The sequence below is a fragment of the Leptothoe sp. ISB3NOV94-8A genome (assembly GCF_043421595.1).
Lineage (GTDB): Bacteria > Cyanobacteriota > Cyanobacteriia > Phormidesmidales > Phormidesmidaceae > Leptothoe > Leptothoe turfae.
Map to the genome: position 1 here is coordinate 5,267,600 of NZ_JAXSQW010000001.1, position 16,787 is coordinate 5,284,386.

General features: G+C 46.8%; 15 protein-coding genes. 8 read left to right on the forward strand and 7 right to left on the reverse strand.

Annotated elements, in window-relative coordinates; translation table 11 throughout:
• The first annotated feature begins 26 nt into the window (after positions 1 to 26).
• Positions 27 to 767 carry a pentapeptide repeat-containing protein gene (locus tag SPB21_RS22450; protein ID WP_163671226.1) on the forward strand — a complete coding sequence of 247 codons (741 nt, stop codon included), beginning with the start codon at positions 27 to 29 and terminating at the stop codon, positions 765 to 767.
• A gap of 548 nt (positions 768 to 1,315) precedes the next feature.
• Entirely contained in the window at positions 1,316 to 2,254 is a 939-nt protein-coding gene (locus SPB21_RS22455) for a pentapeptide repeat-containing protein (protein WP_250565859.1), read from the forward strand.
• 8 nt (positions 2,255 to 2,262) lie between these two features.
• On the opposite strand, the gene SPB21_RS22460 is transcribed toward SPB21_RS22455, so the two are convergent.
• The 5 genes from SPB21_RS22460 to glmM all read right to left on the reverse strand — a co-directional run bounded on the left by SPB21_RS22460 (position 2,263) and on the right by glmM (position 7,255).
• Positions 2,263 to 2,979 carry a class I SAM-dependent methyltransferase gene (locus tag SPB21_RS22460; protein ID WP_499867760.1) on the reverse strand — a complete coding sequence of 239 codons (717 nt, stop codon included), beginning with the start codon at positions 2,977 to 2,979 and terminating at the stop codon, positions 2,263 to 2,265.
• Entirely contained in the window at positions 2,976 to 5,036 is a 2,061-nt protein-coding gene (locus tag SPB21_RS22465; RefSeq protein WP_499060716.1) for a ribonuclease catalytic domain-containing protein, read from the reverse strand. The genes SPB21_RS22460 and SPB21_RS22465 overlap by 4 nt, the downstream gene beginning before the upstream one ends.
• A gap of 152 nt (positions 5,037 to 5,188) precedes the next feature.
• A complete protein-coding gene (gene rpsR, locus SPB21_RS22470; protein WP_006516707.1) occupies positions 5,189 to 5,404 on the reverse strand; it encodes a 30S ribosomal protein S18 in 216 nt (71 codons plus the stop codon).
• A gap of 8 nt (positions 5,405 to 5,412) precedes the next feature.
• The gene (gene rpmG / locus SPB21_RS22475; protein WP_006516708.1) at positions 5,413 to 5,601 is read right to left on the reverse strand and encodes a 50S ribosomal protein L33; all 189 of its coding nucleotides are present in this window, start codon (positions 5,599 to 5,601) and stop codon (positions 5,413 to 5,415) included.
• Between the two features lie 226 nt (positions 5,602 to 5,827).
• The gene (gene glmM, locus SPB21_RS22480) at positions 5,828 to 7,255 is read right to left on the reverse strand and encodes a phosphoglucosamine mutase (protein WP_499867761.1); all 1,428 of its coding nucleotides are present in this window, start codon (positions 7,253 to 7,255) and stop codon (positions 5,828 to 5,830) included.
• A gap of 84 nt (positions 7,256 to 7,339) precedes the next feature.
• Here glmM and SPB21_RS22485 point away from each other — a divergent pair, with 84 nt between their 5' ends.
• From SPB21_RS22485 to SPB21_RS22505, 5 genes are all read left to right on the forward strand, one after another.
• Positions 7,340 to 7,789 carry a DUF309 domain-containing protein gene (locus SPB21_RS22485; protein ID WP_163671221.1) on the forward strand — a complete coding sequence of 150 codons (450 nt, stop codon included), beginning with the start codon at positions 7,340 to 7,342 and terminating at the stop codon, positions 7,787 to 7,789.
• A gap of 281 nt (positions 7,790 to 8,070) precedes the next feature.
• Entirely contained in the window at positions 8,071 to 8,595 is a 525-nt protein-coding gene (locus SPB21_RS22490) for an LptA/OstA family protein (RefSeq protein WP_163671220.1), read from the forward strand.
• Positions 8,596 to 9,378: an LPS export ABC transporter ATP-binding protein gene (lptB, locus tag SPB21_RS22495; RefSeq protein ID WP_250565225.1), complete on the forward strand. Its 783-nt coding sequence runs from the start codon at positions 8,596 to 8,598 to the stop codon at positions 9,376 to 9,378.
• A 169-nt stretch (positions 9,379 to 9,547) separates the two neighbouring features.
• A complete protein-coding gene (locus SPB21_RS22500) occupies positions 9,548 to 10,654 on the forward strand; it encodes an LptF/LptG family permease (protein WP_250565480.1) in 1,107 nt (368 codons plus the stop codon).
• 517 nt (positions 10,655 to 11,171) lie between these two features.
• Positions 11,172 to 13,388 (forward strand): APC family permease, encoded by a 2,217-nt coding sequence (locus SPB21_RS22505; RefSeq protein WP_163696754.1) that lies wholly within the window; start codon positions 11,172 to 11,174, stop codon positions 13,386 to 13,388.
• An 81-nt stretch (positions 13,389 to 13,469) separates the two neighbouring features.
• On the opposite strand, the gene SPB21_RS22510 is transcribed toward SPB21_RS22505, so the two are convergent.
• Together SPB21_RS22510 and rpe are read right to left on the reverse strand one after the other, a co-directional pair.
• Positions 13,470 to 13,652 carry a hypothetical protein gene (locus SPB21_RS22510; RefSeq protein ID WP_006516715.1) on the reverse strand — a complete coding sequence of 61 codons (183 nt, stop codon included), beginning with the start codon at positions 13,650 to 13,652 and terminating at the stop codon, positions 13,470 to 13,472.
• Positions 13,653 to 14,286: 634 nt separating this feature from the next.
• Positions 14,287 to 14,988 (reverse strand): ribulose-phosphate 3-epimerase, encoded by a 702-nt coding sequence (rpe, locus tag SPB21_RS22515; RefSeq protein WP_163671218.1) that lies wholly within the window; start codon positions 14,986 to 14,988, stop codon positions 14,287 to 14,289.
• A gap of 125 nt (positions 14,989 to 15,113) precedes the next feature.
• Between rpe and SPB21_RS22520 the strand changes: the two genes are divergently transcribed.
• Entirely contained in the window at positions 15,114 to 16,775 is a 1,662-nt protein-coding gene (locus SPB21_RS22520; RefSeq protein ID WP_250565224.1) for a S8 family serine peptidase, read from the forward strand.
• Positions 16,776 to 16,787 lie beyond the last annotated feature (12 nt).

The window sequence follows — 16,787 nt, forward strand, 5'->3', positions numbered from 1 at the left end:
AGCTCGGCAAACTGTAAAATCACCCTATGAAATGGAGAGCAACTCGACCAACCCACCCAATTGAACGCTGGATGCAGTCAATACCGACATGGGTAGTGGCATCCTTGGCAGTTATTGTATTGCTAGCCCTCAAAATTCTTGCAGCTACCCCGACAATTCAGGATGGGCTGCCCTTCAAACTGGAGGAACAGCATTGGACCATGATCGGCACTCTGCTCAGCGACGTCGAATCTATTGCCGCTGTTATTGCCGTAATTCTCTATATCAAAGGAGCACCTGAACGTCGGGCGCAACGTCATTACGAAGCTTGGCAAGTGGTTGACATGGCGGCTTCGGCAAAAATGTCGGTCAGCTATGCCCGGTATAAGGCCTTGGAAGCTTTACACCAGGATGGATTATCGCTTCAGGGCTTGGAAGCCTCTAATGCCAACCTTGCTAAGATCGAACTCCCCTATGCAGATTTAAGTCACTGTAATCTCAGCATGGCCAACCTACAGCAGGCGAATCTTAGGGGAGCCAATCTTCAGGGAGCTGACTTAAGAGCTGTAGATTTACAACATGCCAATCTGCGAGGAGCCAATTTACAAGGCAGCAATCTGCAAGGGGCCAACCTACGCAACGCAGAACTGTGGGAAGCACAGTGGTGGGATGCAGATTTACGCGAAGCAGAACTGTGGTGGGCAGAAATACATATTGAAGACCTGGAAGGAGCACACCTGTGTCGCACCATCATGCCTGATGGTCAACAACTGGATCGAGACTGCTAGATGCCCTATAAAGCACAGACGCCCTAGTCAAAACCTATGGAAAACCACCTTGGCAATCAGGAAAAGCGCAGCATTTTGTCAGGGCAGCTTGGCACATAGTGCACAACCTCAGTACTTGCTGAATGCCATAACTCACAACAGCTATAGACGCAGCAACCGACTGGTGACACAATCGCTCCTGTAGAAATATGTCTTCAACTAAAGATATGTATTCAGCAATTCGCCATCAATCTACCCTTAATATGAAACATATGATTTTTGTGAATTCAATCAGGTCTGCCTCAAGACATTGCTAGCCCTAAAAGAGCTACTTGCAATAGAGAAGAATACTAATGAATAAAGCTCACAAGGTTTCAGCAAAGCCTTGTGAAGACATAAATCAACCTGAAATTCGTGTAAAAATTTTGCATAAAGACGGCGTCCGTCTCAGTGACATAGACCAATAAAATATGGTCAAAATTATTTAGATATCTACTTTTAGCTAGATATCTAAATAATTGAAAGAGAACGGTGGCCTGATGGCTGCATCCCTCAAATGAACGGGCACTATGGCCGATGGATGGGGTGATACCCCAGTAGCAATTCCAACTGAATTAGTTATACCTAGATACTATCCCCCAGCAAGCCAATTGAGCAGAGCTGGTGTCAAATTAAGGGGGGCTGATTTAAGCTGTGAAAATCTGGAGCGAGTGGATTTTACACGGGCTGATTTAAGTGGAGCAAATCTGGAGCGGACACAGCTGATCGACGCGCAAATGTCAGATGTTAACTTAAGCGGAGCTATTTTGACATCTGCCAACCTGACCGCTACGAGTCTCAGACGGGCTAATTTGTTGGGCGCGGTTTTAATGTTCGCCACCCTTGAACAAGCAACTTTATCCCACGCTAATTTAGCGGGTGCCAATCTTACTGAAGCGGAACTTTACAAAGCTAATTTCACCGAAGCCGACTTGAGCCATACCATGTTGCGAAGGGCTAGCTTGATCAATGCCAATTTTCATCGGGCCTGTATGAAGCAGGTCAATGCTAACGGGGCCGAACTCTACGGCATCGACGGTAGTTACGCGCAGTTATATATGGCTCAGATTCAAGGATGTGACCTACGACAAGCAAACTTGAACCATGCTGATTTCACCCAAGCGGTGTTAACTCGGTCTAACCTTAATCAGGCCACATTGATAGGTGCTACTGGTGAAGCTGCAACCCTTGAACAGGTTAATTTAACCAGGGCCAATCTCAGCCATGCCAATCTGACGTCTGCCAACTTACAACAGGCTGTTATGGTCCATGCAACGCTGACGGAAAGCAATCTCTCAGGGGCAAACTTGCAAAATGCCACCCTAGATCATGCTGTCATCCGTCAATGTTATCTGCGAGACATTAACTGGCAGCAGACCTCCGTACAAGGGACTCATTTTTGTCAACCCATAGGGCTACTAAAACGTGATCAAGACTGGTTGCGATCGCAAGGCGCAACCATTCACTAAACCATCCATTAAGCAGTCCGTTTTCCTGAGTCCCAAATCCGATACACAGTGCCCTGCACAGTCGGCTGATTGGGTCGTTCTAGCGTCATCGGCCTCACCTCAAACTCAAATCCATTAGACATCAACGCTGATTGAAACTCTTTCTTGTGGGGACGATCCGGATCAGAAAGCCAACACTCCCCCCCAGGCTCCAAAACGACTTTCATCAGTCGTATTAATGGACTAATATTACGCACTTCGTAGATAACGTCGGCAGCCAGCATCAAGGGAACCCGTAATCCTTCCGGCGGACAGCGCCAGTCCAACGGCATCGTATGAAACTGTTCAAATCCGTTGAGTCGAGCATTTCGAGCCGCAAAGTCTAAGGCGGCGACATCATAGTCAGTAAAGATTACCTCCATACCCAGCGCCAACGCCACTAGGCCGGATAATCCCAACCCACAACCCACCTCTAAAACCCGAGTATCAGCAGGCCAAACATGCTGGCCCAGTGCCTGGCCCAACATCAGCGCCGACGGCCACAGCTCTGCCCAGTAGGGCATGTATTCATCTTGAGCAAAGGCTTTATAGGTAGCCGGATGATCTAATAAGGCATCAATACTAGTGGGTAGCACCAACCGAAACTGCTGTATACGACCATCCTCTAACGGAATCAGAACCTGTTGTTCAACCGTATCCAGTAACACATCGTCAGGAGTGGTATGCAGAAAAGGTTGCACCGTCATGCCACAGCTTCGCCTGTCAACACTTCATCTGGCACCACTTCAAGCCGAATAAAGTCCTGTCGTGGATTGGCATGGACAACCCGAACATCAAAACGTTCCCCCAGAGCTGGCATGCTTTCAAACCGCATCGCCAACTCCAGTCCCAGGTCCTCAATGATGACCAATCCAAGACTTTCATGTTCTCGCAGCCATCGCAACAACATGACTGACCATGCGTGCTTGCCCTCACGCCGTAAGAACTCCAACGCCCAATAGCGTTTAGTCTGACGTTCTACAGTCACCGCCTCATAGGCAGCAGTGGATACCCCCTGGGTTAGCTCTGTCATTTCTGCGGGAGAGAAAGGCAACGTTTCTCCTCTCAAATGAGCTTTCAGTTGAAAGTGGACTAACAGATCCGTATAGCGACGAATGGGTGACGTTACCTGACTGTAATAATCCAACCCTAAAGTTGCATGACGAGCAGGACTGATACCCATCTCACTGCGGGGCATACAGCGACGAATTGCAGAGTCACGCACCCAGCCCGAAGGTAACTGCAATAGCTCATTATCAGAAGGTAACTCGGGTTCAGGTTGGCTACGAAATGGAATAGCTAGTGCATGGGCCTCACCATACCGAGCCGCCACTTCACCAGCCAAAATCATCATTTCTGCAACAGTTTGACGTGACTGCGAGTTTTCCAACACATCAATTGTGATCTCTTCGTCAATCACTTTGATTGATGACTCTGGCATATTGATGGAAATCGCCCCCTGAGACTTACGCCACTGTCGCCGTCGCTTAGCAGACTCAGCAATCTCATTCAACTCAGGCTCAGCCTTGAGTCCCAACTCAAGCATCTCATCAACATCGTCATAGGTAAGTCGATAAGTGGGCTTAATTCGACTCGCCTTGATAGCATATTCTTCAACAGCCCCGGCTTCATCCAGCACAATGCCAAAACTTAGGGCGCAGCAAATTTCCCCCTGACGCAGGCTCATCGGACCAGTCGCTAAAGCCTCTGGGAACATAGGAATCATCCCCGTTGGCAAATAAACAGTTGTACAGCGACGGCGTGCTTCTAAATCAATATCATCTCCGGGCAGCAACCAACGAGTAGGATCTGCAATGTGCACCCAAATCCGCTTACGTCCATCACCAACACTCTCTAGGCTAAGACCATCATCTATTTCACGGGTACTTTCATCATCAATGGTGTAAACCTTGAGATGAGTTAAATCTAATCGGTCAGCATCGGCATCAGGTGGCGGATTATCAATACGCTTCTGCACCATAGCACTAACCTCATCGGGAATTTGGATAGGAATCTGACTACGCCGCAGCGCTAGGTTTTCATGAGGGCTCCACAGGCCCAAATCGACCAGTAGCTGAAAAGCATCTTCAGCTGCTGTTTTGTAGTCAAGAGCCGTTAAGATTTCTTGTGCCGCTACTTTTTGTGAGCAATCTTCTCCCAAAGTTGCATAGCGCTCTAACAGATCTAGACGCTGTCTATCGGTCTTTTCCCATTCTATAGAAGACAAAGAATCTTGCTGATCAGCTCCCTCAGACTGCCGTATGCCAAGAGCTTGCTTTGAACGAGATAAAAATCCTTCCCACTCTAATTTTCGAGCGACCTCACGAGCCTGCTGATGTCGAACCTCATCAACTTGTTTCACCGAACGAGGTTCATAGCGATCGCCTTTACGCTTAAAAAAAACTTTGTCACTACTCAGCAGACAGTAAGCCGCATAACGCAGTGGCGGTGATTGCTCTGAAAACAATAACAAAGCCAAAGAAGCCGGGTCGGTAGCCTCCCCAGCTTCTTGCAAAAATTCCCAGGCAACTTCTAAGCTATCTGGCTCAATATTGGGCTCAGCTTCAGCCATAAAAGCAGCAATATCCGAAGGCTCATAATCACCGTTTTCAACAACGATGTAGGTGATCTGACGAGGATGCAAGACATGGGATTGGCCATTACCATCAATCACCACCCAATTCTTCTTACCTTCTGGGCGATCGGCCACCCCCAATCGAGGATTTCCCTGCACCTTAAACTCGATCAGCGCTCCCTTTTCCACCAACCTAGATCCTTACCGTATGGTTTCACTGTTGGTTTTACAGTAGTCCAACAATTTACATATAACCCGCTTTACCTAAAGCCGACTATACGAGTTGCTGATAACCAAGAACCTACATGCTGCTGACTTAATGGCCAGCATCTCATCAAGCACTAACCTTCGCGGTTAACGTAGGGTAGCAGTGCCAGTATACGTGCACGCTTGATAGCAACAGTTAAATCCCGCTGCTGCTTTGCAGTCAACCCTGTAATTCGACGTGGCAAGATTTTGCCCCGCTCCGTAATAAACTTGCGCAAAAGATCAACATCTTTATAGTCGATCTTTTCCTCGGGCTTAATGGGTGATACCCGACGGCGAAAATAGGCCATGATGATCTCTACTTAATTTCTTTGTGAACAGTGTGAGTGTTGCAATGGGTGCAAAACTTTTTCAGCTCTAGTCGACCGGTTGTATTCCGGCGATTTTTTTGAGTGGTATAGCGGGAAACCCCCTTAGAACGCTTGTTAGGGTTACTACGACACTCCGTGCACTCTAACGTAATGATAATGCGAACGCCTTTAGCCATGATTGATGGTGCTAGCTAGCAATTATTGACACAGGGGATCTATGATGTCATACCGACACAGCTAGACGCAAGCCACAAAAAATATCTTTTAGCACCAAAAATGATTGATCAACCTCAGACGCTCAATATGGCAGACATGCTTAGCCATATCGAGCGCTAGTTTGATCGAATCGTAAGCTCCCGCATTAATATACAAAAGCAATTCTCTCAATCAATTGGGTACAGATTAACCCGCTAAGTTGACCTCTACAACATCCGCTAAGGCATCAGTCCAATGATCAACAAGATCGGAATGAGCCGCTTCTACCATTACACGAATCACTGGCTCTGTTCCCGATGCCCTGACTAGAACTCGACCTTGATCACCCATAGCAGCCTCAGCTTTAGCGATTGCCCGTTGTACAGGCTCACACGCTGCCCATTGGCGACGTTTCTCACGGCTGATGACCTTAACATTTTTCAATCGTTGAGGATACGGATCAAAACTCTGATCAATTAAGTCAGGCAAACAGCATTCGGCTCGCTTCAGCCAATCAGCTAGATGCAGGGCAGTAAGAATACCATCCCCAGTCAAACTGTAGTGATGACAGAGAATATGCCCAGACTGCTCACCGCCAAGCATGACACCGCGCGCAACCATTTCTGCATGTACATATTGATCACCCACTTTAGTACGGACCAATTTGCCACCTAACCGCTCCCAGGCACGTTCAAAGCCAAGGTTAGCCATCACAGTCGAAATAATAGTATCGTCAGGAAGCTGTCCTTGCTGCCTCAAGGTCTGCCCCCAGAAATACAAGATGTAGTCACCATTGACAACACGACCATGGCTATCTACAGCCATGACTCGATCAGCATCGCCATCAAAGGCAAAGCCGATGTCAGCACCATGTTCACTCACAGCTGCTTTGAGGGGCTCCAGGTGAGTCGACCCACAGTTAACATTAATGCGATTGCCATCCGGACGACCGTGCATTACAACCACTTCTGCTCCGGTCGCTTCAAATACTGACTGGGCTACACAAGCAGCTGCACCCCAAGCTAAATCTAAAACAATACGCATACCGCCCAAATAGCGCTGACCTAAAAATGGTTGATGTAGAGAGTCAACATAGCGTTTCACAAGTTCAGGTCGTTGATAGGTTTTGCCCCATTGATTACCAGGATTAAAAGCACTAGTACAAGACCCTTGACGTAGGGATTGTTCAATCTTCGCCTGTATCACCTTTTCTAACTTGGTGCCATTTGCCCCAAAAAACTTGATGCCATTGTCTGCAGGCGGGTTATGACTTGCTGAGATCATAATGCCACCAGACACACCCATATCGCCTGCCATATAGGCCACTGCAGCAGTCGGACATAACCCCATATCCCACACTTCAAGACCTGCTGAAGTTAATCCTGCCGCTAAAGCTGCTGCAATCATTGGACTAGAATTACGGGAATCTTGCCCTAGAATGATCGCCCCTGGCTGCTGCTGACGCAGAATTTGCCCTGCCCAAAATCCAACTTGTAAGGCTAAAGGAGCCGTTAAGAGCTCCCCCGCTCGACTACGAATTCCATCAGTTCCAAATAGTGGTGTGGTTGGCAAATCTAATGGCTGCCAACCTGTACCAAAGTTAGCCTGTTGAGACTCAGGAGAAGACACTACCATACTTGACACTCCAAACAACGCACACTCAAAGTGGAGAATAACATCTGTAAGTTTGTATAGATTAAAGATTGCTGTAGTCTGCCCATGATTGGTTCCGGTAACTCTTCAAGCACTAATGATCAACCTGCAGAATTTTGGGTAGGAGTTGAGCAATTTAATCAGGGAGACTACTACGCCTGCCACGATACGCTAGAAGCCATTTGGCTGGAGGCCAGTCCAAGCGATCGAGCGTTCTATCAGGGCATTCTTCAAATAGCTGTTGGGCTTTACCATCTGTCCAACAGCAACTGGAGAGGGGCCGCTATTTTACTAGGAGAAGGCAGTAACCGATTGCATGCCTACGGGGAGGTCCACGGTGGCATTAACGTTACTGATCTAGTAGACCAAGCAATAGATTGGCTCACTGTTTTACAAGAAACCGGGCCTAATGAAGTCCAAAAGCTAGCCTGTTTATTAAGTAGACAGCCAGCGACAGAAAATCATGGGCTTGACCGTGAAGATAGACTAGTAACACCCAAAATTCAACTGGCATGAAAATAATGACTTGAGGCCTCCCCTTGAGATTACAAAACTGTGATGCTGAGCACAAAATCATCCCACTTTATTTATGAAGGAACCCCTAGCTAAGTCGTTCCCCATGTTTAGGGAATTTGTAATTGACAGCATGAAATAAACTATTGGATTAGGTGTGCTTGGCAAAATAAGCAACAATTAAGACCTAGCTTATGAAACCAGTCATGCAACTGGGCTAAGACTAATAAACTGTGACGTCATCAACGTTTAGATTAGGAATGGGCAATAGCAGAAGGCAAGCTATGGTTGTAATGCGAGAACACATTTTTCGTTTCCCTTTTCCAAAACCGTTTCAGATTGCCAGCACTGTGGTGTTTGGCATCGTAGTGGCTGCTAACTATTGGATTACTCCTTCTCAGGCCCAATCCGGAGGCTCTATCAAGCTGCGGGCTGATGTTCAAGAAGCTGATGCTAATACGGGCATTATTACTGCTCGCGGCAACGTCAAGATTGACTACCCTGAAGAGGCAATTTATGCGACGTCGGCTCAGGCGCAGTATTACAGTCGTGAGCGACGCATCATCCTGACGGGTAATGTATTTGTACAGCAGGAGGCTAACACTCTACAGGCTGAAGTTGTTACCTATTTAATCGATGAGGGACGCTTTGTGGCAACGCCTAGCGACAATAGTCAGGTGGAATCAATATATGTTCTCCCTGAACCGACTGAAGAACCTGCTGCGGCACCTCAGCCCGAAGAACCATCTACACCTCTCCCAGCACTTCCTGAGGAACTGCCTGAGTTTGCTATCCCCACTAACGAATAAATGCTGTCTCCCGCTGCTAATCCCCCATCATCGAATAGGTTGACCCAAACAGGCACTGTACTTGCCCTGGAAAATGTTCATAAGGCTTACGGTAAGCGCACAGTTGTTCGTGGTGTGAGTCTGACAGTAGCCCAGGGCGAAATTGTTGGTTTGTTAGGTCCTAATGGAGCTGGTAAGACAACCACCTTTTATATGGCCACTGGGTTAGAGCACCCTGATCAGGGGATTGTACGTTTAAACGAACGAGAAATCACGGCCCTTTCAATCCATGAGCGAGCCCGTTTAGGCATTGGCTACCTGGCGCAGGAAGCTAGCATTTTTCGGAACCTTACAGTCGAAGATAATATTCGTCTGGTGATGGAGCAAACTCATGTTCCCCGCCGAGAACGGCCTGAGCGCTTAGCAAAATTAATGCGGGAATTTCGATTGGAAAAAGTAGCTAACACTCTGGGCATTCAAGTGTCTGGTGGTGAGCGTCGCCGTACGGAATTGGCTCGTGCAATTGCTTCTGGCAAAGAAGGACCAACGTTCCTATTTCTTGATGAACCCTTTGCTGGTGTGGATCCCATCGCTGTTTCTGAAATCCAGCATATTGTGTCTCAGCTTCGCGATCGCAAGATGGGAATTCTCATCACCGATCATAATGTTCGCGAGACACTGCGTATTATTGATCGAGCTTACATAATGAGCGATGGTCGCATATTGGCCTACGGTAGTGCTGAAGACCTTGCCAATAATCCCCTGGTACGTGAACACTACCTAGGCGACGACTTTAAACTGTGATTTACCCCCTAAACCTTAAAGAGCAAGATAGCTTTGACTGTTAACTTGTTCCTTGGGTTTCTTTTGTACTCACCCCACCGATAGTGACCATCTGTTTATGGCTACCACATCCCAACCCAATGCTCCTAGTTCAGGTTTTCCTCGGTGGCCATTTCTGTCGATTTCGATCATGGATCGATACATTGCTAAGGAGCTTACATTACCTTTTCTCTTTGGTGTAGGAGCCTTTTCGTCAATTTTAGTATCTGTAGGGGCCCTATTCGATCTAATTCGTAGAGTCACTGAATCAGGCCTGGAAGTCGGTTTGGCCATGCAGGTTTTTGTTTTAAAGATGCCTGAATTTGTAGTGTTGGCATTTCCGATGTCGACACTGCTAGCAACCATGATGACCTACAGTCGGTTTTCTAGTGACAGCGAACTGACCGCATTGCGTGGCTGTGGTGTGAGTGTCCGTCGGATTATAGCACCAGCCCTAGCCCTGAGTATTCTGATCACAGGCCTGACCTTTGTATTTAATGAGGTCATTACTCCTGCCGCCAATTATCGAGCCAAAGTAATGTTGGAGCAAGCCTTCAACTCCGAAAAGCCGCCCTTCCGGGAACGCAATATCCTGTATAAGGAGTACCAAAAGGCAGCTGATGGCAGTGGAAAAGAACTAGGAAGATTATTCTACGCTCGTCGCTTCAATGGGGAAGAAATGCAGGGTTTAACCATCCTCGATTTTTCCCAAGCTGGCCTAGAACAGGTAGTCAGTGCAGAGACTGCCACGTGGAATTTTACGGACAACGTTTGGACCTTCTTTAATGGCACCATTTATGCGATTTCCCCAGATGGGTCCTTCGGTCATATTGTAAAGTTTGAGCAGCAAGAGCTGGCTCTACCCCGTACTCCTTTAGATTTAGCTTCTCGTGGCAAAGACGATGATGAAATGAACATTGCCGAAACGAGGCAGCATCTTAATCAAATTGTCCGCAAGTCTGGAGACGATCGGAGAATTCGCATTTGGGAGCTACGTTTATACCAACGGTATGCGCTACCATTTGTCTGCATTGTATTTGGGATTGTTGGCGCTGCAGTGGGTATTCGCCCCCAACGTACAGGCAAAGCAACTAGCTTCGGCATCAGTGTCGTCATTATTTTTGGCTATTATCTCTTAGGCTTTATTGCTGATGCGCTTGGCAAAGTAGGTACCTTAAACCCAGTGGCCGCAGCATGGCTACCTCCCTTCTTAGGTCTTGCCGTTGGCACTCTACTAGTGATAAGAGCCTCCAAGTGATTTCTAAGATGCCTCTGATGCCACCTTGGCCGACCATATTCACTCAAATCAGCACAAATAAGTTAGTGAAGTGATTAATATGTGCACCAAGCAAGCTATATGGTCCCAAACATTGGGTTAGGAATGCGTCAGTATTGCCACTTGCTTGGCTCGTGATATGACTTATCTCTGACTAGGGCATGCTAGTTCCACCTTAAGAGTATTAGCTTATAGAGCTGCCAACGTTGCTGCTTAATCCAACAACACTAAGTCCACCCAGCTTGATGTTGAAAATCCAGCATAAAGATAGGTCTCGAAAACCGGTTTAGTTCTAAGGTGCCTCTCTCTAATTTCAGGTATTTATAAGGCTGAGGTGCAGAAGTGCCATTTGTTACCTAAACCAACCCTAAAAAGCCACGTTTCTCAGGATTGTTGAGGATTATAAAAACATTTTGATACGGTTTGGACATCCTCTCATTTCGGTGGCATACCTGTACCATTGACCGCTAAATTAAGGTGATCTACTGATTTCCCACCCATGACGTCGCGTTCCTCTGAATCGTCTGCCAAAGTTATTGACTCTAGCTCTGCTGGCCTAGGCACCTTCGGTGGTGTCTTTACCCCATCTATTTTGACCATTTTGGGGGTGATCATGTACCTCCGTTTTGGCTGGGTTGTAGGCCAAATGGGATTAGTCAAAACTCTATTGATTGTTACTATTTCAACCGCAATTACATTTATTACAGGACTTTCTATTAGTGCGATCGCAACCGATCAAGTAGTTAGAGCTGGCGGCGCATACTACATGATTAGCCGCTCCCTCGGCATTGAAACTGGCGGTGCCGTGGGCATCCCTCTTTATTTCGCTCAGGCATTTTCAGTCGCTCTCTACACCATTGGTTTTGCAGAAAGCGTAAATAGTGCATTTCCTAACCTACCCATCACAATTACCGTGATGGCTCTAGTGACTACTATCGCAGTTACAGCCCTAGCTCTCAAATCAGCAGATATCGCAATTAAGGCTCAGTATGTGATTATGGCAGCCATCATACTGTCCCTAATCAGTCTAGTCTTTGGCAGCACGGTACCAACCACCGATATACCCACCTCAGAACAACCAGGTGATGCAAGTTTTTGGGCCGTATTAGCTGTATTTTTTCCAGCAGTAACCGGCATTATGTCTGGGGTCAATATGTCAGGCGATCTCAAAGACCCCAAAAAGTCTATTCCCATGGGCACACTGGCAGCTGTGGGAGTCGGCTATGTAATTTATATGTGCATCCCTCTATTATTAAGCAACCGTGCTGATGCTGCCAGCCTGATTAGCGACCCCTTGATCATGCGCAAAATAGCCTTTTGGGGAGATGCCATCCTCCTAGGGGTATGGGGTGCTACCCTATCCAGTGCCCTGGGCAGCATTTTGGGTGCACCTCGAGTTTTGCAAGCTTTAGCTCGGGACAATATTTTACCAAAACGCCTGCGCTGGCTCGGTAACGGCCATGGTCCCACTGACGAACCCAGACTGGGAACGTTGTTTACCCTGGGCGTAGTCTTGGCAGTAGTATGCATTGGGGATTTAGATGCCATTGCCCCTGTACTCACCATGTTTTTTCTAACCACCTACATGGTGCTTAACGTTGCTGCTGGCATCGAAGGATTTCTTCAAAGCCCTTCATTTCGGCCAACATTCCGGATCCCTTGGTATATTTCCATCCTTGGAGCATTAGGCTGTATTGCCATCATGTTCCTAATTAACCCGGCGGCCACGGTGGCCGCCGCTGTTATTGTACTGACCATCTATCTGTGGTTAGAGCGACGTGAAATCCGGACAACTTGGGGAGATGTTCGACAAGGCATTTGGTTATCGCTAGTACGCGCTGGCCTGAATAACATCGCGGATAGTGCCGATCCTAAAAACTGGAGACCTCACTTACTCGTTCTCTCTGGAGCCCCCACTAAACGCTGGCACTTGATTGAGCTCGCTACAGACTTCACCCACAATCGGGGATTAATTACGTTAGCCAGTATCCTACCAACGGGTGCTCGAAATTTAAATCAACAGGAAAAGATCAGAGGTACTATCCGTGATTACCTGGAAAAGCGAGGCATTCACGCTTTTGTCAAGCTTATTGAAGCCACAGATACATCTACTGGAGCGCAACAACTTATCGACACCTATGGCATTGGACCTTTAATCCCGAACACTGTCCTTTTAGGAGACACTGAAACCAATGATCCAGAGGCGCGCGAACGTTATTGCCAAATCATAAGCAAGTGTCACCAAGCAAAACGAAATATCGTCATCCTCAGAAATCCTCCTAGCCACATGCCCCAGTTTCCCCAACGTATTGATGTTTGGTGGGGTGGATTGCAATCGAACGGAGGACTAATGTTAATTTTGGCTTATCTGTTACGCACGGGAATTCGATGGCGGTCAGCAGACATTTATTTAAAGCTTGTTGTCTCTAACAAAGCTGCAGCGCAAGCTGCTCAAACCAATCTAAATAAGCTCATCGAAACATTAAGCATCGGGGCTCAATCCAATATCATCGTTGCTGAAGGTCGTCCATTTGACACTATTCTTAGGAAATCATCTGCTACAGCAGATCTAGTCCTCATGGGACTAGCAACACCAAACGACGGTTTTGAAGAATACTACACATCCTTACAGCAAAAGACCGTAGACCTGCCGCCAACCATTTTTGTACTCGCTGCCGAAGATCTTGCCTTCTCAGAGCTTCTACAAAAGGAATAGCTTCCTATTGAACAAGGAAGGGTGTAGGGGGCAGTAGCCCCCTATCTTAAGCAGCAAAGACATCTGCCAAAACGACAAATACTACTCAACCACACGTAAACGCCCTTGATTCAAGGCATCATAAATCTGATTGATTAACATTTTGTCGTTAGCACTAATATTGTTGCCAGCAAACATTGCCATCAAAACGCTCTGATCAGCGCGTGTGATACGGCGAGTTGCAAAGATCTTGGCAACCATTTCTTCCACCGATTGAATAGCCATAAAAAGATTCACCCACAAATCCAGAGAGACAGCTTCGCACCCCAGCGACCAAGAACAGGTATAAAATAAAACACACAGTCAGTTGTTTTACATAACCCAATCTAGAGGGTCTGCTACGGACTCACATCCGTGAGATACCGTATTTCAATTATTAGGGAAAGGGTGTCACCCCGTGAGTAATTATGCTCTCGTCACATCAATTCTTTAAACTGAGCACGATCACCGACAAAAGCACCAGGGCATCTACTGAGAATTCTCAGCAGATGCCTCTCATCTATCTCTGTACGTAAGCTTTGACAAGACATTCAGAGTATTGTGTTGAGCATAACTCTGGAAAATATCTGCCAAACCACCCAAAAACTTTGCTAGTTTCACCAGAAACCATCCGTGATTTCCCTTAGAAACGTTTTAAGCCCAAATGCAAAGGGTTTACCAGGTCTTTATAAGGTAGTCATCCCCCTATCAGGACGCCCCATCATAACTATAAATATAATCTAAAGCCTAGGCCACGACTGCGGCCTAGGCTAGAAACTAAAGTATTGAACCTAGCGTCAACACTTTTCAATCACATCTTACTTAGACCTTTAATTTCTCTTGTGGAGAAGAACCACCTCTTAGAGACTGCATTTTAGATCTACACTGCAGCCAGTTCTGGAGTCGGACGCTTACTGTTACGAATGCTGTTAATCGCTTCAGCATAGTCTGGAGCCTTAAACACAGCAGAACCAGCTACGATAGCATTTGCTCCCGCTTCCAACACTTGCCAAGTATTATGGGCTTTCAAACCACCATCAACCTCAATCCATGGGTCCAAACCACGCTCATCACACATCTGACGGAGTTTACGAATCTTAGGTAACACCTCAGGAATAAACTTTTGCCCCCCAAATCCAGGGTTTACACTCATAATCAAGACCAGATCACATAGCTCTAACACATACTCAATTAGGTCCAAAGGTGTAGACGGGTTCAGCACGACACCAGCTTGCTTACCTAAATTTCGAATACTGCTAAGAGTGCTATGCAAATGAGGTGAAGCATTATGCTCAGCATGTACAGAAATGATATCTGCTCCAGCTTTTGCAAAACCTTCGATATACTTCTCAGGCTCAACAATCATCAGGTGAACATCAAGAGGCTTTGTAGTAATGGGTCGAATAGCCTCGACAATTAATGGGCCAATGGTGATATTAGGTACAAAACGACCGTCCATCACGTCTACATGAATCCAATCTGCACCAGCTTCATCTGCTGCACGAATTTCATCGCCCAAGCGACTAAAATCAGCCGATAGAATAGATGGGGAAATAACAACAGATTTTTTCGATTGTGTCATGGGGAACCCGCCTCTTGTAATCACCATAATGGTCACTATCGTAACAAAAACTTAGTATCAAAATCGTTACAAACTGCTTTAGCTGATGCTATTTATCATCCGAATGTGTATTTACAGGAGTCTTCATGGGAATTTTTCAGAAACTTTTGGACCGGTCTTCCTCTAGCGATCGCAATGAGGTTAAACGTCTTCTACTTCCCCTGCTTCTATTTACAGGCCTTGCCAGTGGCTTGCCAGCTTTAGCCCTTTCAGTATCAGTGGGAGCAGATGGTATCGATGCTCGCCGGTTACATTTGGCACCTTACAATCTAACCGGTAAAAAAATTGCAATTGGTCAAGTTGAGGGGGGACGACCTGGACTTTTTGGACTAGATAAGCTGGCGATTCCTAATAGTCCCGTCACAGTAAACCAGGTTTTACAGCTTGATGGTTCTGCCACAGCAGATGAGTTTGTCGACAATCATGCTAATCATGTGGCCAGTGTCATGATTAGTCGAGACAAACGATTAGTCGGTGTAGCACCCGATGCAACTTTATTTTCCGCATCTATTGGACCACTGGAAGGCGAAATTAGTGGCCAACCTCAAGAATGTATCACTACACAGCATATCGCCCTGCGCAATAGTGATGATGTCCGAGCCATTAATTTCAGCTTCGGCGAACCTTTAGCCACCGATCCTCGCCCCAATGCCACACTTGATGGCAATGCTCTACTGACACAGTGTATTGACTGGTCAAGTATTACCCACAAAACACTATATGTTATTGCTGGTAATCAGGGTGGCGGTGGCATCCCAATTCCTACCGACAACTTCAATGGCATCAATGTCGCTTACTCAACTCAAGTAGACGGACGTTTTGTCAAAATTGACTACGCTAATGCTGGTAGTGAGCCTACATTTAGCCCTCGGGGAACGCCGACACCAGAGTCTAATGTTGGTCCCCGACGTTCGATTAATTTAGTGGCCCCTGGAGACGACATTAGGATGTTGAACCCTAACGGCCAGGAAATTCTTAGTAGCGGTTCCAGCTTCGCAGCCCCTCACGTAGCAGCGACTGTTGCCCTCTTGCAAGAATGGGGTGATCGACAAATTCGTACAGCAAGCTGGAGCTTGGATACTCGTGAGCCTATGGTAATGAAAGCTGTATTGCTTAATGCTGCCGATAAATTAATGGATGAAGGGAATGGCCAAAACCTAGGCATGGGAAAAACCTTACTGGATGAGTCAAATCTGACTTGGATCGCATCAGATGCTTATCGAGATCCAAAGGTACCTCTACATGGAGAACTGGGCACTGGCCAATTAAATGCTTTCAGAGCTTACGAACAATTCAATGGCGGTCAATGGCCCCCTGGGAATGTACCGATTGTAGGTTGGGACTACAACTCCCTACCCTTAGCTGCTGGCAACGATACTAGTCAAGAAAGCATCTATACAGACTACGTGATTGACAGTCCGCTCAAGGAAGGTAGTTACTTTGCTGCAACTCTGACATGGGAGCGTCAGGTTGCACTGGCAGATAGTAATGATAATGGCTTATATGACATCGGAGAAAGCTTTAACAGCCAGGAACTGAATAACTTAAACCTCTACTTGATGCCTGCTGACGAGAACGATATGGACAAAAGCATTTGGTCTTCAGTCAGTGAGGTAGATAGCCTCGAGCACATCTTTTATAAAATTCCCCAAACCGGGCGATATAAACTAAGAGTCGTTTATGAGAAACAAGTTACTTCTGAAGTCGCTCAACCTTACGCATTAGCATGGTGGGGCGCTGGTGAATAAGCATCAACTGTC